The 22,109-nt window shown below is 70.8% G+C and carries 22 protein-coding genes, 1 tRNA gene and 1 riboswitch; of the genes, 15 read left to right on the plus strand and 8 right to left on the minus strand.

Features of this window, described 5'->3' with window-relative positions; genetic code table 11:
• Nucleotides 1-234 precede the first annotated feature (234 nt).
• The 4 genes from DEJ34_RS13800 (at nt 235) to pstB (ending at nt 4,413) form a co-directional block, all read left to right on the plus strand.
• Entirely contained in the window at nt 235-1,350 is a 1,116-nt protein-coding gene (locus DEJ34_RS13800) for a phosphate ABC transporter substrate-binding protein PstS (RefSeq protein ID WP_110891092.1), read from the plus strand.
• Nucleotides 1,351-1,510: 160 nt separating this feature from the next.
• Nucleotides 1,511-2,461: a phosphate ABC transporter permease subunit PstC gene (gene pstC / locus DEJ34_RS13805; protein ID WP_110911831.1), complete on the plus strand. Its 951-nt coding sequence runs from the start codon at nt 1,511-1,513 to the stop codon at nt 2,459-2,461.
• Nucleotides 2,462-2,480: 19 nt separating this feature from the next.
• Nucleotides 2,481-3,560 (plus strand): phosphate ABC transporter permease PstA, encoded by a 1,080-nt coding sequence (gene pstA, locus DEJ34_RS13810; protein ID WP_110824138.1) that lies wholly within the window; start codon nt 2,481-2,483, stop codon nt 3,558-3,560.
• A 73-nt stretch (nt 3,561-3,633) separates the two neighbouring features.
• Entirely contained in the window at nt 3,634-4,413 is a 780-nt protein-coding gene (gene pstB, locus DEJ34_RS13815; RefSeq protein WP_110824139.1) for a phosphate ABC transporter ATP-binding protein PstB, read from the plus strand.
• A gap of 690 nt (nt 4,414-5,103) precedes the next feature.
• Here the strand turns inward: pstB and DEJ34_RS13820 are convergent.
• The 3 genes from DEJ34_RS13820 to DEJ34_RS13830 all read right to left on the minus strand — a co-directional run bounded on the left by DEJ34_RS13820 (nt 5,104) and on the right by DEJ34_RS13830 (nt 7,972).
• A complete protein-coding gene (locus DEJ34_RS13820) occupies nt 5,104-5,961 on the minus strand; it encodes an anti-sigma factor (protein WP_110911832.1) in 858 nt (285 codons plus the stop codon).
• Entirely contained in the window at nt 5,958-6,557 is a 600-nt protein-coding gene (sigK, locus tag DEJ34_RS13825) for an ECF RNA polymerase sigma factor SigK (RefSeq protein WP_110900964.1), read from the minus strand. Before sigK ends, DEJ34_RS13820 begins: the two co-directional genes overlap by 4 nt.
• A gap of 785 nt (nt 6,558-7,342) precedes the next feature.
• On the minus strand, nt 7,343-7,972 hold the full coding sequence (locus tag DEJ34_RS13830; protein ID WP_110824142.1) for a DNA-directed RNA polymerase subunit beta: 630 nt from the start codon (nt 7,970-7,972) through the stop codon (nt 7,343-7,345).
• A gap of 43 nt (nt 7,973-8,015) precedes the next feature.
• Between DEJ34_RS13830 and DEJ34_RS13835 the strand changes: the two genes are divergently transcribed.
• From DEJ34_RS13835 to DEJ34_RS13845, 3 genes are all read left to right on the plus strand, one after another.
• A tRNA-Lys gene (locus DEJ34_RS13835) sits at nt 8,016-8,088 on the plus strand.
• A gap of 189 nt (nt 8,089-8,277) precedes the next feature.
• On the plus strand, nt 8,278-8,916 hold the full coding sequence (locus tag DEJ34_RS13840; protein WP_110900966.1) for a TetR/AcrR family transcriptional regulator: 639 nt from the start codon (nt 8,278-8,280) through the stop codon (nt 8,914-8,916).
• A 159-nt stretch (nt 8,917-9,075) separates the two neighbouring features.
• Nucleotides 9,076-9,396: a hypothetical protein gene (locus DEJ34_RS13845; RefSeq protein WP_110824144.1), complete on the plus strand. Its 321-nt coding sequence runs from the start codon at nt 9,076-9,078 to the stop codon at nt 9,394-9,396.
• 49 nt (nt 9,397-9,445) lie between these two features.
• Here the strand turns inward: DEJ34_RS13845 and DEJ34_RS13850 are convergent, their stop codons facing one another.
• Both DEJ34_RS13850 and DEJ34_RS13855 read right to left on the minus strand, forming a co-directional pair.
• Nucleotides 9,446-10,381 carry an aldose 1-epimerase family protein gene (locus DEJ34_RS13850; RefSeq protein WP_110911833.1) on the minus strand — a complete coding sequence of 312 codons (936 nt, stop codon included), beginning with the start codon at nt 10,379-10,381 and terminating at the stop codon, nt 9,446-9,448.
• Nucleotides 10,378-11,223 (minus strand): DeoR/GlpR family DNA-binding transcription regulator, encoded by an 846-nt coding sequence (locus DEJ34_RS13855; protein ID WP_110891098.1) that lies wholly within the window; start codon nt 11,221-11,223, stop codon nt 10,378-10,380. The genes DEJ34_RS13850 and DEJ34_RS13855 overlap by 4 nt, the downstream gene beginning before the upstream one ends.
• A 3-nt stretch (nt 11,224-11,226) precedes the next feature.
• Between DEJ34_RS13855 and galT the strand changes: the two genes are divergently transcribed.
• Together galT and galK are read left to right on the plus strand one after the other, a co-directional pair.
• Nucleotides 11,227-12,384, plus strand: coding sequence for a galactose-1-phosphate uridylyltransferase (galT, locus tag DEJ34_RS13860; protein ID WP_110911834.1), 1,158 nt, complete (start codon nt 11,227-11,229; stop codon nt 12,382-12,384).
• Nucleotides 12,381-13,520, plus strand: a complete 1,140-nt coding sequence (gene galK / locus DEJ34_RS13865; protein WP_110911835.1) for a galactokinase — start codon at nt 12,381-12,383, stop codon at nt 13,518-13,520. Before galT ends, galK begins: the two co-directional genes overlap by 4 nt.
• A 438-nt stretch (nt 13,521-13,958) precedes the next feature.
• On the opposite strand, the gene DEJ34_RS13870 is transcribed toward galK, so the two are convergent.
• Together DEJ34_RS13870 and glyA are read right to left on the minus strand one after the other, a co-directional pair.
• Nucleotides 13,959-14,882, minus strand: coding sequence for a tetrahydrofolate dehydrogenase/cyclohydrolase catalytic domain-containing protein (locus DEJ34_RS13870; protein ID WP_110911836.1), 924 nt, complete (start codon nt 14,880-14,882; stop codon nt 13,959-13,961).
• The gene (gene glyA, locus DEJ34_RS13875) at nt 14,879-16,183 is read right to left on the minus strand and encodes a serine hydroxymethyltransferase (protein WP_284180686.1); all 1,305 of its coding nucleotides are present in this window, start codon (nt 16,181-16,183) and stop codon (nt 14,879-14,881) included. The genes DEJ34_RS13870 and glyA overlap by 4 nt, the downstream gene beginning before the upstream one ends.
• Nucleotides 16,184-16,237: 54 nt before the next feature.
• Nucleotides 16,238-16,323, minus strand: a riboswitch (ZMP/ZTP riboswitch).
• A gap of 38 nt (nt 16,324-16,361) precedes the next feature.
• Here glyA and clpS point away from each other — a divergent pair.
• The 5 genes from clpS to nagA all read left to right on the plus strand — a co-directional run bounded on the left by clpS (nt 16,362) and on the right by nagA (nt 19,653).
• The gene (gene clpS / locus DEJ34_RS13880) at nt 16,362-16,649 is read left to right on the plus strand and encodes an ATP-dependent Clp protease adapter ClpS (RefSeq protein ID WP_110824150.1); all 288 of its coding nucleotides are present in this window, start codon (nt 16,362-16,364) and stop codon (nt 16,647-16,649) included.
• Entirely contained in the window at nt 16,646-17,122 is a 477-nt protein-coding gene (locus DEJ34_RS13885) for a DUF2017 domain-containing protein (protein WP_110824151.1), read from the plus strand. The genes clpS and DEJ34_RS13885 overlap by 4 nt, the downstream gene beginning before the upstream one ends.
• An 85-nt stretch (nt 17,123-17,207) precedes the next feature.
• A complete protein-coding gene (gene purU, locus DEJ34_RS13890; protein ID WP_110891102.1) occupies nt 17,208-18,077 on the plus strand; it encodes a formyltetrahydrofolate deformylase in 870 nt (289 codons plus the stop codon).
• Nucleotides 18,078-18,085: 8 nt separating this feature from the next.
• Entirely contained in the window at nt 18,086-18,493 is a 408-nt protein-coding gene (locus DEJ34_RS13895) for a YrdB family protein (RefSeq protein ID WP_110911837.1), read from the plus strand.
• Nucleotides 18,490-19,653, plus strand: a complete 1,164-nt coding sequence (gene nagA, locus DEJ34_RS13900; RefSeq protein WP_110911838.1) for an N-acetylglucosamine-6-phosphate deacetylase — start codon at nt 18,490-18,492, stop codon at nt 19,651-19,653. The genes DEJ34_RS13895 and nagA overlap by 4 nt, the downstream gene beginning before the upstream one ends.
• A 150-nt stretch (nt 19,654-19,803) precedes the next feature.
• On the opposite strand, the gene DEJ34_RS13905 is transcribed toward nagA, so the two are convergent.
• Nucleotides 19,804-20,940 carry an SIR2 family protein gene (locus DEJ34_RS13905; RefSeq protein ID WP_110911839.1) on the minus strand — a complete coding sequence of 379 codons (1,137 nt, stop codon included), beginning with the start codon at nt 20,938-20,940 and terminating at the stop codon, nt 19,804-19,806.
• A gap of 491 nt (nt 20,941-21,431) precedes the next feature.
• On the opposite strand from DEJ34_RS13905, the gene DEJ34_RS13910 reads away from it, so the two are divergent.
• Entirely contained in the window at nt 21,432-22,094 is a 663-nt protein-coding gene (locus DEJ34_RS13910; RefSeq protein ID WP_110911840.1) for a peroxiredoxin-like family protein, read from the plus strand.
• The last annotated feature ends 15 nt before the right edge of the window (nt 22,095-22,109 follow it).

Raw genomic sequence — 22,109 nt, forward strand, 5'->3', positions numbered from 1 at the left:
GACAGGCCCGCGGTGTCCCCCCGAGCCTCCCGGCTGGAGGGCAGCTTGCCCCTGATCCTGCCCGCGCACGCCGACCCGCGTGCGCGACCCGCACCGGGTGAACCCCGCGTTCACCTCCCGTTCACCGGAGAGCGTCATCCCGGTCACCTCTCGTCCCTACAGTCACTCCCGGGTCAGCACCGGCCCGGGGACCACACAGCGGTCCCACTGCACTCACCTCCCGAAGGGACCCCTGTGAACATCAAGCGAATCGGCTCGGTCGCGGCAATCGCGATCGCCGGCGCCGTCGTGCTCTCCTCCTGCGCGGCGAACGAGGACACTGCGGGCAGCGACACCTCGTCGTCCGCCGCCTCCTCGGGTGTCGACTACTCGAACCTCTCCGGCACCCTCACCGGCTCGGGCTCCTCCGCGCAGCAGACCGCCGAGGCCACCTGGGCCGCCGGCTTCCAGGAGCAGGCTTCCGGCGTCACGGTGAACTACACGCCCGACGGCTCCGGTGCCGGGCGCGAGAACTTCATGTCCGGTGCCGCTGACTTCGCCGGCTCCGACGCCGCGCTGAAGGAAGAGGAGCTCTCCGGCGAGTTCAAGAACTGCGCCGCGGACTCCAAGGGCATCGACATCCCCGTCTACATCTCCCCGATCGCGATCGCCTACAAGGTCGACGGCGTCTCGGACCTCACCCTCGACGCCAAGAGCATCGCGGGCATCTTCTCCGGCAAGATCACCAAGTGGAACGACGACGAGATCGCCGCGCTGAACGACGGTGTCGACCTGCCGTCGTCGAACATCACGGTCGTCCACCGTTCGGACGACTCGGGCACCACGCAGAACTTCTCCGAGTACGTCGCAGCGAACGCCCCCGACGTCTGGACCGAAGAGCCCAGCCAGACCTTCCCGTTCCAGGTCGGCGACAGCGCGAAGGGCACCTCCGGTGTGGCCTCGGCCATGCAGGGCGCCTCGAACGCCATCACCTACATCGACGACTCCGGCGCCGGTGACCTCGACAAGGCGAAGCTGATGGTCGGCGACACGGCCACCGAGCTCTCCGCCGAGGGCGCTGCCCAGGTCGTCGCCGACTCCGACATCGCCACGGGCCGCGAGGAGAACGACCTCGCGATCGACATCGACCGCAAGGACACCGCTGAGGGTGCCTGGCCGCTCGTGCTCGTCTCCTACGCCATCGCGTGCCAGGAGTACGAGGACAAGGACAAGGCCGACCTCGTGAAGGCGTACCTCGGCTACGTCGTGTCCGAGGACGCGCAGAAGGCCGCGGCGACGGAGGCCAAGTCGGCCGCCCTGTCGTCCGACCTCGCGGAGAAGGCCGCAGCGGCGGTCGCCTCCATCAAGTAAGTCCCGCAAGCGCCCGGACGCCGGTCCCACCCACCTGACCGGCGTCCGGGCTCTCGCCCGTCCCGACGCGAGCTGCCTCCGCGCCCGTCGCGATCCCCACGAACCACCTCTCCCCCGAACCCTCGCGCTCACCCCGACGCGATCCTCCGACAGGAGCCCCATGACGACCGCACCGGTCCGAGACCAGGACACCGCCACCCCGTCGAAGCCCAAGGCCGTCGTCCGCATCGGCGATCGGGTGTTCTCCACCGCCTCCGTCGTGGCGGGCAGCCTCATCCTCTTCGTCCTCGCGCTCGTGGCCGCGTTCCTCGTGTGGCAGAGCATCCCTGCGTTCTCCGCGAAGGCCGGCGACCTGCCGAACGACGCCGCGAACTTCTGGGACTACGTCGGCCCGCTCGTCTTCGGCACGGTGTGGTCCGCGTTCCTGGCGCTCGTCATGGCCGTGCCGCTGTCGCTCGGCATCGCGCTCTTCATCTCGCACTACGCGCCGCGCCGCCTGGCACCGGTGCTCGGCTACGTCATCGACCTGCTGGCCGCGGTCCCGTCGGTCGTCTACGGTCTTTGGGGCATCGTCGTGCTGGCACGGTTCGTCCGCCCGTTCTACGAGTTCCTCAACGAACACTTCGGCTGGATCCCGCTGTTCTCCGGTCAGGTCTCCGGGACCGGGCGCACCATCCTCACCGCGTCGATCGTCCTCGCGGTCATGGCGATCCCGATCATGACCGCCGTCATGCGCGAGATCTTCCTGCAGGCACCGACCCTGAACGAGGAAGCGGCCCTGGCCCTCGGCGCGACGCGCTGGGAGATGATCCGGATGTCGGTCCTGCCGTTCGCCAAGTCCGGCATCGTGTCCGCGATCATGCTCGGGCTCGGTCGTGCACTCGGCGAGACGATGGCGATCGCGCTGGTCCTGTCGGTGTCGACGAACATCACCTTCAACCTGATCGGGTCGCTCAACCCGTCGACCATCGCGGCGAACATCGCGCTGCAGTTCGCCGAGGCCTCGGGGACGGCGCTCAACGCCCTGGTCGCCTCCGGCCTGATCCTCTTCGTCATCACCCTGGTCATCAACATGCTCGCGCGGTACACCGTCCGCAAGCGAGTCTCCTGACGGGAAAGGTCGCACCCCGATGTCCCTCGCACTCCGTCAGCCCGCCGGCAACGTCTTCGCCAACGGGAAGCTCCACAAGTCCGTCCCGTGGCTGCTCCTCATCGGCAGCTGGGTCGCTCTCGGCCTGGTGTTCGCCCTGCTCGCCGCCAGCGGCGCCACGGAGGACTTCAACATCGTGGCCGCGGTCTTCCTCGGCACCGTCCTGTTCGACGTCCTCATCGTCGTCCTCTCCCGGATCGTCGAGGGTGGGCGGAAGGCCGTCGACCGGCTCATCACCTCGCTCGTCGTCACCGCCTTCGTGATCGCGGTGCTGCCGCTGATCTCTCTCCTCTACACGGTGCTCGCGAAGGGCCTGGCCCGCTTCGACGCCCAGTACTTCTCGTACTCGATGCGCGGGGTCATCTCCGAGGGCGGCGGCGCGGTCCACGCACTCGTCGGCACCCTGGAGATCACGCTCTTCGCAGCGCTCATCAGCGTGCCGATCGGCCTCCTGACCTCCATCTACCTGGTCGAGTACGGCAAGGGTCCGCTCGCCCGGGGCATCACGTTCTTCGTGGACGTCATGACGGGCATCCCGTCGATCGTCGCCGGCCTCTTCGCCTACTCGCTCTTCGCGTTGATCCTCGGCCCGGGCTCGCGCTTCGGCCTGGTGGGCTCGATCGCCCTCGCGGTGCTGATGATCCCGATCGTCGTGCGCTCCACCGAGGAGGTCCTGAAGATCGTGCCGATGGAGCTCCGCGAAGCCTCGTACGCGCTCGGCGTCCCGAAGTGGCTCACGATCGTGAAGGTCGTGCTCCCCACGAGCCTCGCCGGCATCACGACCGGTGTCATGCTCTCGATCGCCCGCGTCATCGGCGAGACAGCGCCCCTGCTCGTCACGGCCGGCTTCACCTCGAGCATGAACTACGACCTGTTCGGGGACCCGATGATGACGCTGCCGGTGTTCGCGTACACGCAGTACTCGCAGCAGGGCGCCAACCCGGTGCCGTTCGTCGACCGGGCCTGGACGGCAGCGCTGCTCCTCATCCTCATCGTGATGGTGCTCAACCTGCTCGCCCGCTTCATCACCCGCCTCTTCGCCCCGAAGCTCCCGCGCTAGCGCGGGACACCGGCATCCCCCTCCACCCGACTTCCCGCCCCGGCGGTTCGACCACCCAACCAGAAGGATCCACGTGTCCAAGCGCATCGAGGTCGACGGCCTCAACGTCTACTACTCGAAGTTCAAGGCCGTCGAGGGCGTCGACATGACGATCGAGCCCCGCACCGTCACCGCCTTCATCGGCCCGTCCGGCTGCGGCAAGTCGACCTTCCTCCGCACCCTGAACCGCATGCACGAGGTCATACCCGGTGCGTACGTCGAGGGCTCGGTCAAGGTGGACGGCGACGACCTGTACGCCCCCGGCGTCGACCCGGTCATCGTCCGTCGTCAGGTCGGCATGGTCTTCCAGCGCCCGAACCCGTTCCCGACGATGTCCATCAAGGACAACGTGCTGGCCGGCGTCAAGCTGAACAACAAGCGCATCTCGCGGTCCGAGGCCGACGACATCGTCGAGCGCTCGCTGCAGGGTGCCAACCTGTGGAACGAGGTCAAGGACCGCCTCGAGAAGCCCGGCATGGGCCTGTCCGGTGGTCAGCAGCAGCGTCTCTGCATCGCCCGCGCGATCGCCGTGCAGCCGGACGTGCTCCTCATGGACGAGCCGTGCTCAGCGCTCGACCCGATCTCCACCCTCGCCATCGAGGACCTCATCGAGGAGCTGAAGAAGGACTTCACGATCGTCATCGTGACCCACAACATGCAGCAGGCCTCGCGCGTCAGCGACAAGACCGCGTTCTTCAACATCGCGGGCACCGGCCAGCCCGGTCACCTCATCGAGTTCGACGACACCGCCACGATCTTCTCGAACCCGTCGGTCAAGTCGACCGAGGACTACGTCTCGGGTCGCTTCGGGTGATCAGCCGCCGGTCGGTCCGCTGACCACCAGCCGGGAGGCCCGGTGCGCGTCCGCCACGGACGGCACCGGGCCTCCTGCCGTTGCGTCCACAGGCCCGGCCCTGCGTCCCACGAGACACACCCGTCTGAGCGGCACGCCCCCGTCCACTCGAGACGCCCCCGTCCCGACGCGACGCCCCCGTCCCCACGGGACGCCCCCGTCCCGGCGCGACGCCCCCGTCTGCGCGGCACGCCCCGTCTGCACGAGACACTCCGTCCATACGGGACGCCCGCGTCTGCACGGCACGCCCCCGTCCGTACGAGACGCCCCGAGCGCAGCGAAGCGCCGCCGTTTTCGGCGGCGTCCGGCCCACTCGGCGGCGTCCGGCCCACTCCGGAGCGTCTCGCTCACTCGGCGGCGTCCAGCCACCCGGCGGCGCGGCCCACCCGGCGGCGTCCGGCCCACCCGGCGGCGTCCGGCCCACCCGGCGGCGTCCGGCTCACCCCGCCGGCGTCCGGGCCGCCCGGCGGCGTCCAGCCCCCGGCGGCGTCTGGCTCACCCGGCGGCGTCCGGCCCGCCCGGCGGCGTCTCGCGTGCCTGGCGGCGTCTCGCCGCTCGGCGGACCGCCCGCACCACGGACGGACGGACGGGAGGCTCCCCTCCAGCTGGTGGGGAGCCTCCCGTCCGTCCGTGGCGCAGGCGCGTCGGCGCTCAGGCCTCCGAGGTGGGCACGGCCACGACCGGCTCGGAGGTCGGCTGGTCCGACCCGCCCGCCGGCTCGACCGTGATGCCGATCGTGTCACCGGCGACCATCGTGCCGCGGAGCACGGCGGACCGGACGCCGCCGTCGACGTCGTGCATGAGCCCGGCTGCCTCGATGGTGCCGCCGGACTGCTGCGAGCCGATGTACCAGAGCTCGTAGGTCTTGCCCTTCGGCGCGGCCTTGACCCCGTCGAGGATGACCGCGGAGCGTCCGAGCTGCCCGGACCACACCACCGTGGCGGTCCCGCCGCCCTTGACCTTCGCGGAGCTGCGCTGGAAGTCCGGCGCCGCGTAGATCTGGTCGAGGCCGGAGGCGGCCTGCGTGGTGGCGGGGGCGCCGCCGTCGTCCGAGAAGAGCGACGGGCCGACGCCGAGGCCGACACCGAGGAAGACGACGGCCACGGCGGCGGCGGCGCTGAGGGCGGCCGCGGGACGCTGGAACCAGCGGGCGCGGGCCTTCGTCGCGGCGCGACCGGAGTCGGAGGCGAGGTCGGCGACGGGCGCGGGCCGGGCCTCCTGGACGGGCTCGACGACGCGCTCTTCGTCGGAGGTGGCCTCCTCGAGCGCCGGCAGCTGCGGCGTCTGGGCGATCTTCGCCATGAGCGAGGCCTTGAGGTCGGCGCGGGGCGTGACCGGGGGCACGGCGTAGGCGAGGGCGAGGGCGGTCTCGCGCAGCGAGTCGGCCTCGAGTCGGAGCTCGGGAGCGGTGCGGAGGGCCTGCTCGACCGAGTGGCGCTCCTCGTCGCTGAGCGCGTCGAGGGCGTGGGAGCCGGTCATCAGCTCCGGGTCGTCGTGTCGTTCGGTCATGAGTTCACCCCCATCTCGTCACGGAGTCGGATCATCCCGTCGCGGAGACGGGTCTTGACGGTGCCGATCGGCACCCCGAGTCGCTCGGCCATCTCGCTGTGCGAGAAGCCGCCGTAGTAGGCGAGTTGCACCGCCTGCCGCTGGAACTCGGTGAGTCGGGAGAGCGCGCGGCTGACGCGTTCGTGCTCGAGTCGGATCTCGACCGACTCGGAAACGGAGTCGAAGTCCGTCTCGAAGTCGCGGATGCCGATCTTCGTGTCCCGGTCGCGGGAGGACTGCGATGCCCGCACCCGGTCGACCGCTCGGCGGTGCGCCATCGTCAGCACCCAGCTGGCGGCGCTGCCGCGGGCCTGGTCGAAGCGCGTGGCCTGCTGCCAGACCTCGAGGAAGACCTCCTGCGTGACCTCCTCCGACTGCGCCCGGTCCTTGAGGAGCCGCGTCACGAGTCCCAGGACCCGGCCGGACAGCTCGTCGTACAGGTCGGAGAACGCAGCCTGGTCGCCGGTCGCGACCCGACTGAGCAGGTCGTCCGCCGACACCGGCACGGGAGCGGCGGGAGTCCAACCATCGATGTCGCCTTCCACGAGAGTGAGCATTGCAGGTTTTCCTCCTTCCCGTGTGTACGGCGTCCTCCGCGCGCACTGGACAGAGCGCTCGGCGACGGCGGTCGCGGTGGTCATCAGTCGGGTCCCGTTCGGATCGGGTGACGGCAGCGGTCGCTGCGCGGGTGGTGCCGGGTTCAGGTGCCGAGGCCCCGTGCGACCCACAGGGAATTGACCCGGGAGCGGGCCCGGGTCGCACGGGGACCTCGTGTGATCGTCGTGCGACGGTCACGCTGATGATTCGGCACCCTCGCGCCGTCGGTTTGGGTGAGGATCGCTTCGGATGTCCGCTGCGGTCGGCGGACAGTCCTGCGGGCGCCGCGGCGGTGGTCGGCGTGCTCTGGACGGGCGTCGGCCGCACCGCGCCGACGCGTCCGTTGCAGGCCCGGTTGCGGGTGCTGACGAGAGGCCCGGTCGCGGGTGGTGCGAGCGAGGCACCGCGGACCGGTTGCGGGCTGGGAGCGCGAGCGGACCCGGAGCGCTGTCCACGGCGCGCGCGGTGGCGGATCTGTCCCCCCAGAGTGAACACCTGGGTACGGACGGGGAGGTGTCTCGTACACTTGATCTCGCCGGGCCGCAGCAAGCCCCGGGCTCCAATATTCGCCGCTCCGAGCGGCCTCGCGCCGAGAGGCGCTTCTGCGGCCCGGTCTTTTCATGTCCGGACTCGGACCCGGGCGACCCGCGTCCGCCCGACGCGGCGCCGTCCTGACGGACGTCTCGGCCGCCGAACGGTGCTCGTGTCCGTCACCGTGCAGGCCAGCGGCAGGATACGAGGGTGGTCAGTCCAGGCTGTCGCGACGCCACAGCGCCGCAGCGGCGGACAGGTCCTCGGCCAGCTCCGCGAGCCGGTACGCGCGCGTCGTCAGCGCCGATGCCCGCTCCTGGGCCGTGCGGTCCGAATCGTCCGCGACCGAGGTCGCCCCCGCGGCGGTCAGCCGCGCGAACGCGGCCCCGCGCTCGAGCGCCACCGCGAAGTCGCCCGTGTACAACCCGTGCAGGATCCGGTCGGACAGGGTGAGGATCTCCGCCGGCCCGGTCGGTTCCTCGGCACCCGCGACGGCCTGGTCGATCGTGCCGATGAGCTGCGTGCCGCGCTCGAAGAGGTAGGCGATCTCCTCGGGGTTCTGCCGGATGACGGTCCGCACCAGGTAGATGCGCCAGAGCGCTCCCGGCAGGGTGTGCGCGCCGACGCGGGCCCACAGTTCGGCGATCGCGTCGATGCCGTGCACGTCCGTGTACGTGACCAGCCGCTCGACGACGGCGGGGTCCGGGTCCTCCCGCACGCGGTGGAGGAGCGCGTTCGCCGTGTCGTGCGCGACGCGGTTCACCAGCGCCGGGTCCTCGCCGCCCTGGATGGCGGCGAACTCGGCGTCGGTGAACTGGACGGGTCGGTGGTGTTCACGAGGCACCGCGACAGTGTAGGCGCTGCTCTCCCGATACCCTTGGTCGCGAGGGCCTCTAGCTCAGTTGGTAGAGCACCGGACTTTTAATCCGAGGGTCGTGGGTTCGAGCCCCACGGGGCCCACCTCTGGTCGGGACGCCCACCGCCCTCTTCATCCGAGGGTCGTGGGTTCAGCCCCACGGGGCCCACCTCCTCGTCGCCTCCCGTTCGACGGCGCCGCCCCGTTCTGGGGTCGGCACGCGTCTCGCGAACGGGACATGATGCTCGTTGTGGGGGTACCACGCCGCCGCGCGCGTGTGGTGTGGTGCTGTCATGCCCAGCGCCACCATGGACTCCGCACAGCACGACGACGTCTTCACCCGCACCCAGATCGTCGATGCGATGATCCGCGTGCTCCACGAACTGCCCCTGCACGAGGTCACCCCCGCTCGCGTCGCCGCAGAGGCCTCGATGAGCGTCGAGACGATGACCGGCTCGTTCCCGAGCTGGGACGGCCTGCTCCTCGCGAGCATCGACCGGTGGAACGACCAGCGCACGACTCCCCTCATGCCCATCGCCGCCGAACTGGGCACGGTCCGGTTCCTCCGCGCGATCGTCATGAAGAACATCGAGAACCCGTCGCTCATGCGGTTCCTCACCGCGACGCTGAACATCGCCGCAGCACCGAACCACCCGCTCGCGCCGATGCTGCACAGCCGGTGGCGCCGGTTCCAGGGCTTTGTGCAGGAGTCCCTCGTGCAGGACATCGCCGTCGGCCGCGAACCGCACACGATGGAGCCGGCTCGCGGAGCCGAGCAGCTGATCGCGACGTACGAGGGCCTGCAGCTGCAGTCGATGGTGCGTCCCGAGATGGACCTGCTCGAGTCCTTCGACCGAGCCGTGACGCGTCTCCGCGAGGGATGGTCCCGGGCCTACGTCCCGCCCGTGTGGGACCTCACGCGCGCGAGCTGATCCCGGGGTACAAGTCGCCCCCAGGTGATCCATGGTGGCCGCACTGTCCACATCGGTGCCCCGCTCAGCAGTCTGTTGGATTCGCCCGGATATGGTCGTTCTGGTTCCGCTCACCGCGGGACGTCAGCACTGAACGAACCACACCGAACGGGGTACACCGTGATCGAGCCCATCGACGCCACGCAGACCAGCTCCACCGGTGACGCGCGCCGCCTCGTGGAGCTCGCCGCCGCGACCGGGACGAGCATGAGCGACGAGCTCCTGTTGGACACCCTCCGACGCAACGCGAAGGTCAGCATCCGGCACATCCGCGCCGACTTCGCGGAGGTCGCGACCGGCACCGCCGTCCTCGGGTACGTCTGCCGACAGCGCAAGGACTTCCTCGCGCTGCGCGGTGACGACCCGGCATGGGCGCAGGAGATCGGCCGCTACCCGAGCGAGTCACTCGCGGTCGAGGCCCTGCGCATGCGTCGAGCCTGACCCGACCGCCGCAAGCGACCGGCCGGCCAGGCTGACCGCGTCACCCAGGTCAGGACCAGACGCGTCGGATCCCCCACGAGCCGGTCCACGTCTCGTCGGCCTCGAGCCACCGCAGCCCCTCCCCCGAGTTGAGCGCGTCCGCGGGTGCGGTCATCGGCTCGACCGCCACGGCGAGCCCCTTCCCGTCACCGCGGGGGAACTCGCGGGACGTGAAGACCTGCACGTAGGGGAACGACGCGTCCTGCCACAGCTCGACGCCGTCGCCCTCGGGCCCGTGCAGCGACGTCCGGCGGATGCCGTCCGCGTCCGGCTGCACGTCCGTGTACGCCGTGTCCAGGTCCGCGTCACCGGCACGGAGCCCCTGGCGCAGGTCGACGTCCGTCCCCTCGACCGGGCGGGTGCCGTTCGGGATCTTCCGCTCGTCGACCGTGAAGGCGGTCGCGGCGTCGAGGCGGATCACCAGGTCCTCCGCCGGGGTGTCGCCGGCCCGGAGGTACGGATGCGACCCGACCGCGAACGGCGCCGGGCGACCGGAGCGGTTCGTGATCGTGTGGGTGATGCGGATGCCGTCCTCCACCAGCTCGTGGTGCACACGCGTCTCGAGGGTGAACGGCCAGCCGTGCTGCGGGTGGATCGTCGCCTGCTGCTCGATCGACGACTCGGTCTGCTCGACGACGCGGTACGGCGCGAAGCGGAGCAGCCCGTGCGAGGCGTTGCCGTACTTCGGCTCCGAGATGTCGAGCTGCTGCGCCGCCCCGTCCAGCTGCCACACGCCACCGGCCACGCGGTTCGGCCACGGCACGAGGACGATGCCGTTCGCCCCGGCCGGGGCCTCGCTCGCGGGGAAGGGCTCGGTGAGGTCGAACCCGGCGACCCGCAACTCGCGGATGCCGGCGGCGACCTCGGTGACGACGGCCTCGACGACGCCGTCGGGCCCCGCGTGCCGCAGGTGGTACTGACCGCCGGTGGGTGCCGCTGTGCTCATGGGTGCTGCTTCCTCTCCGATGTGCGGGTCGTGCCCGCTGGTCCGTCCGCGACCACCACGTGGACCCCGGCCGCCCGGATCGGGTCGACCGCGTCCGCGCTGGCTCCCGCGGTGACGACGACGTCGACGTCCTCCAGCGTGCTGACCACGCCGATGTCGGCCCGGCCGAACTTCGACCCGTCCGCGACCACGACGGTACGCCTGCCCGCCGCGGCGAGGACCCGCTTCGCCTCGGTCTCGGGCAGGTTCACGTTCGTCAGCCCGTGCTCGACGTCCAGCCCGGTCCCGCTGAGGAACACCAGGTCGGCGGACAGCATCGGCAGCACGGTGGCGTTGAAGGGCGCGACGAGCGAGTGCTGCATGGGCCGGAGCGTGCCACCCGTGACGACGACGGTGAAGCGCGGCACCGCCCGTTCGAGCGCGAGGGCGGTGGTGAGCGAGTTCGTCACGACGGTCAGGTCGACGAGGTCCTCGCGTGCGACGAGCGCCTCGGCGACGGCCGCCGGGGTCGTCCCGACGTCGAGGACGATGCACTGCCCGGAGCGCACGAGGTCAGCCGCGGCCCGGCCGATCGCGGCCTTCGCGGTGCTGTTCTCGACGGCCGTCACCTCGAGCGGACGCTCGCGTGAGCCGGCCCCGAGGCGGACCGCACCGCCGTGCACCCGGCGGATCCGGGCCTCCCGGTCGAGGGTCGCGAGGTCCTGCCGGACCGTCACCTCGCTCGTCCCGACCGCAGCGGCCAGGTCAGCGGTCCGGACCATGCCGCGGGCGCCGTCGAGGATCGCCACGATGCGCTCCTGGCGCAGCAGTGCGGGCAGCACGGGAGGCTCGTCGGTCGTCACAGAATGAGTTTCGTCTGCTTCCACTTGCTTTCGCAAGTCTTCGTACCGGAGTACAGTGATGCGGTGATCACGAAACGTGCGACGACGCTCGCGGACGGCCGCGACCTCTTCTACTTCGACGACGCGGACTCGACGCTCCCCGCCGAGCGGAGCATCGACCAGCGCGTCCTCGACCCGCGGCCCGAGACCGCGCGGATGCGGCAGGACGTCCTGACCGGTGAGTGGGTCTCCATCGCGGCGAGTCGGCAGAACCGGGTGTTCCTGCCGCCGGCCGACCAGGACCCGCTCGCACCGCAGACCGCTGCGAACCCCTCCGAGATCCCGAGCCGGTACGACGTCGCGGTGTTCGAGAACCGGTCCCCGTCGTTCGGCCCGCTGCTCGAGGCGGACGACGCTCCGGCGTCCCTCGAGTCCCTGTCGGACGTCGGTCTCGACCGTCAGCTCCGGAGCATCGGCCGCTGCGAGGTCGTGTGCTTCTCCCCGGAGACGAGCGGCTCGTTCGCGTCGATCTCCGAGTCGCGGGCCCGGACGGTCGTCGAGGCCTGGGCCGATCGCACCGCCGCCCTCTCCGCCATGCCCGGCATCCAGCAGGTGTTCCCGTTCGAGAACCGTGGCGAGGCGATCGGCGTCACGCTCCACCACCCGCACGGGCAGATCTACGCGTACCCGTACGTCACGCCGCGCACGCAACGGCTGCTCGCGTCGATCGAGCGCTTCGGCCCGGACCTGTTCGAGCAGCACCTCGCGAACGAGCGCGCGTCAGAGCGCGTCGTCCTGCAGGGCGAGCACTTCACCGCCTTCGTGCCGTTCGCCGCACGCTGGCCGATCGAGGTCCACATGCTGCCGCACCGCCACGTGCCCGACTTCGCCGGCCTGACCGAGGCCGAGAAGGACGAGCTGGCACACATGCACCTGCGGCTCACCCGCGGGCTCGACGCGCTCTACGACACCCCGACGCCGTACATCGCCGCGTGGCACCAGGCGCCGGTGCACACCGCGCGCGACACCGTGCGGCTCATGCTGCAGATCACGTCCCCGCGTCGCGCGGCGGACAAGCTCAAGTTCCTGGCCGGCAGCGAGGCCGCCATGGGCGCCTGGATCGGGGACCTCGTGCCCGAGAAGGCGGCCGAGTTCATCCGAGGAGGGATCGAACGCGCATGACGTTCCAGCAGGTCTACGGGTACGAGCCGGCGGTGCGGTACTCCGCTCCCGGTCGCGTCAACCTCATCGGCGAGCACACCGACTACAACGACGGGTACGTGCTGCCCTTCGCGATCGACCGCCGCACGGTGGCGTCGATCGCCCAGCGGGAGGACCGGCTGATCCGGGTCGCGTCGGCATTCGAGCCGGACGCGGTGCACGAGCTCTCCCTCGACGAGCTGTCCCCCGAGAGTATGGACGGCTGGTCGGCCTACGTCTTCGGCATCGCCTGGGCGCTCCGCGAGCAGGCCGGGGCCGACCTGTCCGGCACGACCGGGTTCGACGTCTTCATCGACTCGGACGTGCCCGTGGGCGCCGGCCTGTCGTCGAGCGCCGCGATCGAGTGCGGCGTCGCGCTGGCGTTCACCGACCTGTGGGAGCTCGGCCTCGACCGCAAGGTCCTCGCGAAGGTCGGGCAGTACTCCGAGAACCACGCCGTCGGTGCCCCCACCGGGATCATGGACCAGTCCGCCTCGCTCCTCGGCGAACAGGACGCCGTCGTGTTCCTCGACTGCCGCACGCTCGACACCGAGGTCGTCGACCTGGCGCTCGAGGCGAACGGCCTCGAGGTGCTCGTCATCGACACCCGCGTCGAGCACGCCCACGCCACCGGTGGGTACAAGGCCCGCCGCGAGTCGTGCGAGCGCGGCGCCGAGGTGCTCGGCGTCCCCGCGCTCCGTGACGTGTCCGTCGAGGACCTCCCGCGCGCGCAGGAGCTCCTGGACGAGGAGACCTTCCGCCGCGTCCGGCACATCGTCACCGAGGACCAGCGCGTCCTCGACACCGTGGAGACGCTCCGCGCGGACGGGCCCCGCGCGATCGGGTCCCTGCTGGTCGCGTCGCACGAGTCGATGCGCGACGACTTCGAGATATCCGTGCCCGAGCTCGACCTGGCCGTCGACACCGCGATGGCGCACGGTGCCGTCGGCGCCCGGATGACCGGTGGCGGCTTCGGCGGTTCGGCCATCGCGCTCGTCGACCGGGAGGCCCGTGAGCGCATCGCCGCGGCCGTCACCGCCGCCTTCGCCGACGCCGGGTACCGCGAGCCGACCGTGTTCACGGTCCACGCGGCGCAGGGCGCCCGGCGCGACGCGTAGCGGCGCGGCCGCGCTGCGCGCCCGGCGCGCGGCCGCGCCGCGCCGCGCGCCCGGAGCGGCGCGCAGCGCACGCTTCGCGCTGAGCGACAGTGCGCGGCCCGGCGGCCGCGCGGGCTGTCGCTGACCGCGAAGGGCCGTGCCAGGCCGGGCCGGGCCAGCCGGGCCGAACCGGGCCGGCACCGGCCGGCACCGGCCGGGCCCGGCACGCCGGGCCGGGCCCGGCCAGCGGTGCCGGACGAGGCCGGCACCGGGCTGACCGTGCCAGCCGGGCCGGCACCGCGCCTCCCGGCCGCCACGCTCCTGCGGACCGCGGCGTCACCTGCATGCGCACAACGAGAACCGGCTCGCGCCACGGACGTCCGTGGCGCGAGCCGGTTCTCGTTGTGCGGGGCCGATCTGCGCCGTCTAACGGGCGGCGGGCCTACCGCGTCCGCGCACCTACTTCAGGTGGCGCTCCGCGGCCTCGACGACGTTCTTCATGAGCATCGCGCGGGTCATCGGTCCGACCCCGCCCGGCGTCGGCGACAGGAAACCGGCGACCGACGCGACCGCGGGGTCGACGTCGCCGCGGAGCTTCGCCTTCCCGGTCGCCGGGTCGACGATGCGACTGATGCCGACGTCGATGACCGCGGCACCGGGCTTGACCCAGTCCGGCTGTACGAGCCCGGCGACCCCGGCCGCGGCGACGATGATGTCGGCGCGACGGCACTCGGCGGCGACGTCCTCGGTGAGCGAGTGCGTGAGGGTGGCGGTCGCCTCGAGGCGGGTGAGCAGCAGCCCGAGCGGACGACCGACCGTCAGGCCCTGCCCGATGATCGTGACGTGCTCGCCCCGGATCGGGACACCGTACGCCTCGAGCATCGCGACGATGCCGCGCGGGGTGCACGGCAGCGGGGCGTCGATCGTGCCGGCACCACCGGGCACCGCGAGCACGAGCTCACCGAGGTTCGTCGGGTGCAGGCCGTCGGCGTCCTTCGCCGGGTTCATCAGCTCGAGCATCGGGATCGGGTCGATGCCCTGCGGCAGCGGGAGCTGCACGATGAACGCGGTGACCCGCGGGTCGTCGTTCATCTGCAGGATCGCAGCCCGGATGTCGGCCGCACTCGCGGACGAGGGCAGGTCGATGCGGACCGAGTCGAGCCCGATCTGCGCCGAGTCCTTGTGCTTGCCGGCGACGTAGGAGACCGACCCGGGGTTCTCGCCGACCATGATCGTGCCGAGCCCGGGACGGAAGCCGTGGTCGTGCAGGCGGTCGATCCGGACCTTCAGGTCGTCGAGTGTGCGCGCGGCGAGAGCGGTGCCGTCGATGCGGACGGCACTGCCCTCCCCCGCCCAACGCTCACGAGGGAGCGCGGCGCTCACGCGTAGAGCGGGAACGCGTCGGTCAGGGCCTTCACCCGCGCCGAGAGCGCTTCGATGTCCGGGTTCGGCATGAGGGTCAGCGCGATGATGTCCGCCACCTCGGTGAACTCGGCGTCGCCGAACCCGCGGGTCGCGAGCGCCGAGGTGCCGATGCGGACACCCGAGGTGACCATCGGCGGACGCGGGTCGAACGGCACCGAGTTGCGGTTCACGGTGATGCCGACCTCGTGCAGCAGGTCTTCTGCCTGCTTGCCGTCGACCTCGGACTCGCGCAGGTCGACGAGCACCAGGTGCACGTCGGTGCCGCCGGTGAGGACGTCGATGCCCGCGGCCTTGGCGTCGTCCTGCGTCAGCCGGTCGGCCAGCGCCTTCGCACCGCGCAGCGTGCGCTCCTGGCGGTCCTTGAACTCGGGCGTCGCGGCGAGCAGGAACGCGGTGGCCTTGGCGGCGATCACGTGCATGAGCGGGCCGCCCTGCTGCCCCGGGAACACGGCCGAGTTGAGCTTCTTGAAGAGCGACTCCTCGTTGGACAGGATGATGCCCGAGCGGGGACCGGCGAGCGTCTTGTGCACGGTCGAGGAGACGACGTGAGCGTGCGGGAGGGGCGACGGGTGCAGGCCCGCGGCGACGAGACCGGCGAAGTGCGCCATGTCCACCCAGAGCGTCGCACCGACCTCGTCGGCGATCTCACGGAACTTCGCGAAGTCGAGCTGACGGGGGTACGCCGACCACCCGGCGATGAGGACCTTCGGCTGGTGCTCGATCGCCTTCGCGCGGATGTCGTCGTAGTCGACCTCGAACGTCTCCGGGTCGACGCCGTAGGACACGGCGTTGTAGATGCGGCCGGAGAAGTTGAGCTTCATGCCGTGGGTCAGGTGGCCGCCGTGGGCGAGCTCGAGGCCCAGGATGGTGTCGCCGGCGGAGGCGATGGCGTGCAGGACCGCGGCGTTCGCGCTGGCGCCGGAGTGCGGCTGCACGTTCGCGTACGCGGCACCGAAGAGGGCCTTCGCGCGGTCGATGGCGAGCTGCTCGGCGATGTCGACGAACTCGCAGCCGCCGTAGTAGCGCTTGCCCGGGTAGCCCTCGGCGTACTTGTTCGTGAGCACCGAGCCCTGCGACTCGAGGACGGCGCGGGGCACGAAGTTCTCGGACGCGATCATCTCGAGGGTGTCGCGCTGACGGCCGAGTTCCTGCTGGAGGACGGCCGCGATCTCCGGGTCGACCTCGGCGAGCGGGGCGTTGAAGGTGGTCCGGGCTGCGTCGGCGGACGCGGCGGCGGGGGTGAGATCGGTGATGGACACGGGACTCCTCGTTGTCTGGCCGCCGCGCACACGCGTACGACGGGGTGGACGGGTGGGCGCGGCCCAGGCGTACGGCTGCGCTCCGTGTCAGGTGTCGCTCCCCGATGGTGACCCATCCAACGCCAGTCGCGACCGTTCGATCGTACCGAGGCCGCAGGTTCGTGTCACCCTTGTCCCCATGACCATGCTGAGTCCGGACCTCGACGAGCGCACGTCGGTGCGGGCCGACGTCCCGTGGACGACCGTGGTGTGGGACGACCCGGTGAACCTGATGTCGTACGTCACCTACGTCTTCGAGTCGTACTTCGGGTTCCCGCGGGCGAAGGCCGAGCGCCTCATGCACCAGGTCGACTCCGACGGTCGGGCGGTCGTCGCGACGGGGCACCGCGAGGAGATGGAGCGACACGTGGAGGCCATGCACGGGTACGGCCTGCAGGCGACCGTCGACCGGGCCCCCGCCGCGTGATCCCCTTCGTCCGTCGCGCCGACGGCGTGCACCTCGGACTGGCCTCCGGCGAGCGCGCCGTGTTGACGTCCCTCGTGGAGCAGTTGCGCCAGGTCCTCGACCACGACCTGGCGACGGACCCGGTGGCGACGCGGATGTTCCCGGACGCCTACCCGGGGGACGACGAGGCCAGCGCCGAGTTCCGCCGGTACACGCAGGACGACCTGCGCACCGCCAAGTCCGCCAACGCGGCCGTCGTGCACGAGTGGCTGACGGGCACCCGGGACGGAGCGCTCACCCGCGCCGACGAGCAGGCCTGGCTCCGGTCGCTGACCGACCTGCGGCTCACCATCGCGGACCGCCTGGGCATCGTGGACCGGGACACCGCGGACAACGGCCTGGACGGGGACGATGGCAGCATCGGCCTGCGGGACGTCTACGACTGGCTCGGGTACGTGCAGGAGCACCTGGTCGTCACGATCTCCTCCCGCTGACGGCCAGGAGGCCCGTTCCACCACCGCCACGTGCCTCCCGTCCGGTCGCGCGCGGACGCGCGCACGCCCCCGGTACCCTGATCCGGTGACGACCCCGACGCCCGAGACCCCCACGCACTGGACCCTGACGCTGGTCTGCGACGACCAGCCCGGCATCGTGCACGCCGTCTCCGGAGCGGTCGTCGCCGCCGAGGGCAACATCACCGAGTCCCAGCAGTTCTCCAGCGCCGACACGGACACCTTCTTCATGCGCCTGCAGGTGATGGCACCGGTGGACCGCCAGACGTTCCAGGAGGCCCTCGCCCCCGTCGTCGAGCGCTACGGCATGCGCGTGCAGCTCGACGTCGTCGGCCGGCCGATGCGCACGCTCGTCCTCGTGTCGAAGGCCGGCCACTGCCTCAACGACCTGCTGTACCGGCAGCGTGGCGGGCAGCTGCCGATCGACGTGCCGCTCGTGCTGTCGAACCACACCGACCTCGCCGAGCTGGCGTCGTTCTACTCGGTGCCGTTCGAGCACCGACCGGTGTCCGACGCCGGGTCGAAGGCCGCGATGGAGCGCCGGATCCTCGAGGCGGTCGAGGAGCACGACATCGAGCTCGTCGTCCTCGCCCGGTACATGCAGATCCTCTCCCCCGAGCTCTGCGCGGCCCTCGCCGGTCGTGCCGTGAACATCCACCACTCGTTCCTGCCGGGCTTCAAGGGCGCCAACCCGTACCGGCAGGCGCACGCCCGCGGGGTGAAGCTCATCGGGGCCACGGCGCACTTCGTCACGAGCGACCTCGACGAGGGCCCGATCATCGAGCAGAACGTCGTGCGGGTCGACCACACCAAGGAGCCCGCCGAGCTTGTGTCGATCGGTCAGGACGAGGAGTCCCGCACCCTGACCCAGGCCGTGCGCTGGATCGCCGAGGACCGCGTGCTCCTCGACGGCGCCCGCACGATCATCTTCAAGTAGGTCCGCCGATGCGCGACGCTCCCCGCAGTCCGGTCGACCCGGGCGACGACCCCGTACCCGCGTCGGCGTCCACGCCCCGTCGTCCGGTGGACGTCTGGACGGTCCTCCGGTTCCTGGTGTGCGCCTTCGGCCTGCTCTCCCTGGCGTACTGGGGCTACCTGGCGTGGCCGTACCCGTTCCCGGCGGTGTTCTTCATCGTCGGCGCCCCGCTCTTCGCGGCCGTCGTCTGGTACCTCTTCCGGTCACCGCGCTCCCCGATCGAGACCGACGTGGTGGGGAAGACCGTCGTCGAGACCGCCCTCGTCGTCGCCGCCGGTGCCACCTGGATCTCGCTCGGCCATCCCGTCGTCGGGCTCGTCTTCGTCGTGGTCGCGGCGGTCAGCGGCGTGGTCGCGTTCCGGCGGGAGACCGCATGACCGACACGGGCCGCGGGGCCGGTCGGGAGGCCCGGACCGCGCTGGTGCGCGCCTCCCACCTGGTCGACGCGGCCGGGTCCGTCGAGGACGGGTGGGTGCTCGTCGGAGGCGACACGATCCTCCAGGTCGGGTCCGGAGCCGCACCCGCGGCGGACGAGGTCGTCGACCTCGGCGACGCCATCGTTGTGCCCGGGTTCGTCGACCTGCACGGACACGGCGGCGCGACCGAGGCGTACGAGGACGCGTCCTCCGCCCGCGCCCTGGCGGTGCACCGCGCGCACGGCACCACCCGGTCGGTCCTGTCGCTCGTCACGAACCCCGTCCCCGCACTCGTCGCGTCGCTGGTGCAGGTGCGGGCCGTCATGGCGACGGACCCGCTCGTGCTCGGCGTCCACCTGGAGGGGCCGTTCCTCTCCCCGCACAACAAGGGCGCCCACAACGAGGACCACCTCCTCGCGCCCACCCCGGCGGACGTCGACACCCTGCTCGAGGCCGGCGAGGGCGTCCTCCGGCAGATCACCGTCGCGCCCGAGCTGCCGGGAGCGATCGACGCCGTCCGCCGGTTCGTCGCCGCCGGCGTCACGGTCGCGGTCGGACACACCGTCGGGACCCTCGACCAGGCGCGTGCCGCGTTCGACGCCGGCGCCACCGTCCTGACGCACGCGTTCAACGCGATGCCCGGGCTGCACCACCGCGCTCCGGGACCGATCGGGGCGGCGGTCGGGGACGACCGGGTCACGCTCGAGCTCATCCTCGACGCCGTGCACGTGCACCCCCTCGTCGCCGAGACGCTGTTCCGCGCCGCCCCGGGTCGGGTCGCGCTCATCACCGACGCCATGGGTGCAGCGGGAGCGGCCGACGGTGACTACCGCCTCGGCTCGCTCGACGTCACCGTGACCGACGGGGTGGCGCGCGTCGCCGGGACGGACACCATCGCGGGGTCGACCCTGACGCAGGACGTCGCACTCCGGAACGCCGTGGCCCTCGCCGGGCGCACGCTGCCCGAGGCCGTGGCGGCGCTCACCAGCATCCCGGCTGCGGCGCTCGGGCTCGGGGACCGGCTCGGCCGACTCGCGCCGGGGTACGCGGCGGACCTCGTGGCGCTGTCGCCGGCGCTCGAGGTGCGGCGGGTGTGGGGCGGCGGGCGGGCGCTGCGCTGACGGTCGGCGGGGACGCTACCGCCGCGCCGGGGTCCTCGCCGTCATGCCCACGGAGAGCAGCGGGGCAGCGAGCCTCACTCAGCTCCCTGCCGCGAGACCAAAATGACTGAGAGCTAGCTGACAAGAACCCTCGGTCTCCGTCTTCAGGCTCTACTTGGCAATGAAGGCAGACCAGTCAGTCGTCGTCTCGACGCCGTCAGCGCCACCCCTGTGGATTGTGAGCCATTCATTAGACGACCCATCTTCCTTGCCCCAGCCCAGGGCCCGTTCAATCTGCCTACGAGTCGGCTCGGAACCGTGGGTAACCACAAGTACCCGGGGCTTGGGATCTCGATCCGAAAACTCGTCACGAAGGCGCGAATTCACTGGCTCGTCCCGGAATGAGTAACCAACGATCAGCCAACTGTCAGCCGTGACCAGTGAGTCGGAAAACATCGAATAAGCAAGGCTGAAGGGGAACTCACGGACGTGAGCAGCCTTATCTCGCTGATTGGCGAGTACGACCACAGGTCGGATATTGGTATCAAGCGCACGCACCGCCTTCCACTGGTTGTGCGTCTCCAAAAAACCGCGGTCGAGCTTGGCGAAGATCGTCCGGTCGGTGTTCGACCAGAAGGTCACCGATCCGTGCAGATGGAGCAGTCTCACGCGCCGATTGGAGGGGAAATCGGACTTTGTCGAACGTAGCGCCGGCACCTTCACGGAAGAGTCCTCCGTTGTCACCGAGACTTGCTTGTAGCCGTGGCCCATGTCGGCCAGGTCGCCCTGGCAGACATTGATCAGGCCGGATAGAAGCAGCGTGTCGTAGTTGAGATTGGCGAACGTGACGCGACCTTCGAACGAGTCGACCACCGCCTGAACGAAGTCATGGAGGTCTTGGGAGTCATGCTGGTAGGCGTGTGACCGCTCAAAAATGACCTGCAAGACGTGCGACAGCCCGTTGTCTCGGACCTCTTCAGCGAACTGCGCGACGCGTTTGATTGCGTCCTTTAGCTCCTCATCCTGGGGCTTTGTCAAGTCCGCAAGGTGCTCGAGATTGCTCATCGTCCTCGACTCAGCCCCGAACGCGCCCACTAATATCTCAAAGTCCTCCTCGCTGGTGACTCCGTTTGGGAGGGCGCGCTCAGCGATTTCCTTCATCGCTCGCACGACATCGCCTCCCTCATCCGAAGCAGCCGCGATCCGACTCACCATCTCCGTGGTGATCGCTCGTAGGTTGAGTGCGGGGTTGAATGCGATTGACAATCCGTTACCTACGAGGACTGCGACGTCGCGTGACCTGCTCATGGAGTTCCCCTCATTAGTGCTTGCTGGCACGCTATCGGGAGTCGAGCGGGATTCGCGTCTTCGTCGTGTACCCTGTTCGAGGGATAAGCCGGTGACCGCGATGATGCATATTCGTTGCGCATTCCACTTCGAGCCGCGCGACAGCGCGGGCAACACCTCGACGCGGAGCACCGAGGCGAGAACTGCGCGCTGCACATTGATCGGAGCGTCGAGGAACGCCTATGCGGGGTCAGGGGCACGCAGCACGGATGATGACACGGACCGGCCGACGCGATCGCCCGTGCGGTCGCCTACGCGGTGGATGAGCGACCCGACGTCGACGTGAACGAGATCATCGTGCGTCCGGTGGGGCAGCGCTGAGCCTGCCGTCCCGACGGGAGGTCGGGGCGCGGTTCCGTGACGGTTCGTGACGCGCGACCACGACGTGGCCGATGGCGCTGCATAGGCTCCCCGCACCGGCGGACCAACCGCCGCCACCCGGAGGAGCCCCGATGCCCGAGCAGTCCATCGCCGAACAGGTCCACACGTTCAACGAGGGCTTCACCGCCCAGATCGGTCCGGAGTTGAGCGCGGTCTTCGACCGGGAGCAGGCGGCTCTCCGTGCAGCCGGTGTGCCGAGCGCCGCGGCCGGCGTGGGCGACACCGTCCCCGACGCCGCGCTGCTGACGGCGACCGGCACCGACACGTCACTGGCCGCCGAGCTCGACGGCTCCCCCGCCGTCGTGGTGTTCTACCGCGGCGCCTGGTGCCCGTACTGCAACCTGACGCTCCGCACGTACCAGCAGGACCTCCTGCCGGAGCTCACCGCCCGCGGGGTGCGGCTCATCGCGATCTCGCCGCAGACGCCGGAGGGCTCGGAGCAGGCGATCGCGAACGGCGAGCTGGCGTTCCCCGTCCTGTCGGACCCGGCGAACGCCCTGGCTGCGCAACTCGGCATCGTCACCGAGCCGGACGGACCCGCGCGGGAGGCCCACACGCAGCTCGGCTTCGACGTCGCCGACAGCAACGCCGACCACACGGCGCAGATCCCGTTCCCGTCGGTGTTCGTCGTCGACGGCGACCGGGTGATCCGGTTCGCCGACGTGCACGTCGACTACACGACCCGCACCGAGGTGGCGGAGGTCCTCGACGCCGTCGACCGCGTCGCCAGCTAGCGGCTCGCCGGGCGT

Origin of the sequence: Curtobacterium sp. MCPF17_050 (genome assembly GCF_003224435.2) — a bacterium.
Classification (GTDB): Bacteria; Actinomycetota; Actinomycetes; order Actinomycetales; family Microbacteriaceae; genus Curtobacterium.

What these genes read in the sequence shown, in the direction of transcription:
- pstC (WP_110911831.1), top strand. Translation starts at nt 1,511, where the DNA reads ATGACGACCGCACCGGTCCGAGACCAGGACACCGCCACCCCGTCGAAG.
- pstA (WP_110824138.1), top strand. Translation starts at nt 2,481, where the DNA reads ATGTCCCTCGCACTCCGTCAGCCCGCCGGCAACGTCTTCGCCAACGGG.
- DEJ34_RS13820 (WP_110911832.1), bottom strand. Translation starts at nt 5,961, where the DNA reads ATGACCGAACGACACGACGACCCGGAGCTGATGACCGGCTCCCACGCC.
- sigK (WP_110900964.1), bottom strand. Translation starts at nt 6,557, where the DNA reads ATGCTCACTCTCGTGGAAGGCGACATCGATGGTTGGACTCCCGCCGCT.
- DEJ34_RS13840 (WP_110900966.1), top strand. Translation starts at nt 8,278, where the DNA reads ATGCCCAGCGCCACCATGGACTCCGCACAGCACGACGACGTCTTCACC.
- DEJ34_RS13850 (WP_110911833.1), bottom strand. Translation starts at nt 10,381, where the DNA reads ATGAGCACAGCGGCACCCACCGGCGGTCAGTACCACCTGCGGCACGCG.
- galT (WP_110911834.1), top strand. Translation starts at nt 11,227, where the DNA reads ATGAGTTTCGTCTGCTTCCACTTGCTTTCGCAAGTCTTCGTACCGGAG.
- galK (WP_110911835.1), top strand. Translation starts at nt 12,381, where the DNA reads ATGACGTTCCAGCAGGTCTACGGGTACGAGCCGGCGGTGCGGTACTCC.
- clpS (WP_110824150.1), top strand. Translation starts at nt 16,362, where the DNA reads ATGACCATGCTGAGTCCGGACCTCGACGAGCGCACGTCGGTGCGGGCC.
- DEJ34_RS13895 (WP_110911837.1), top strand. Translation starts at nt 18,086, where the DNA reads ATGCGCGACGCTCCCCGCAGTCCGGTCGACCCGGGCGACGACCCCGTA.
- nagA (WP_110911838.1), top strand. Translation starts at nt 18,490, where the DNA reads ATGACCGACACGGGCCGCGGGGCCGGTCGGGAGGCCCGGACCGCGCTG.
- DEJ34_RS13905 (WP_110911839.1), bottom strand. Translation starts at nt 20,940, where the DNA reads ATGAGCAGGTCACGCGACGTCGCAGTCCTCGTAGGTAACGGATTGTCA.
- DEJ34_RS13910 (WP_110911840.1), top strand. Translation starts at nt 21,432, where the DNA reads ATGCCCGAGCAGTCCATCGCCGAACAGGTCCACACGTTCAACGAGGGC.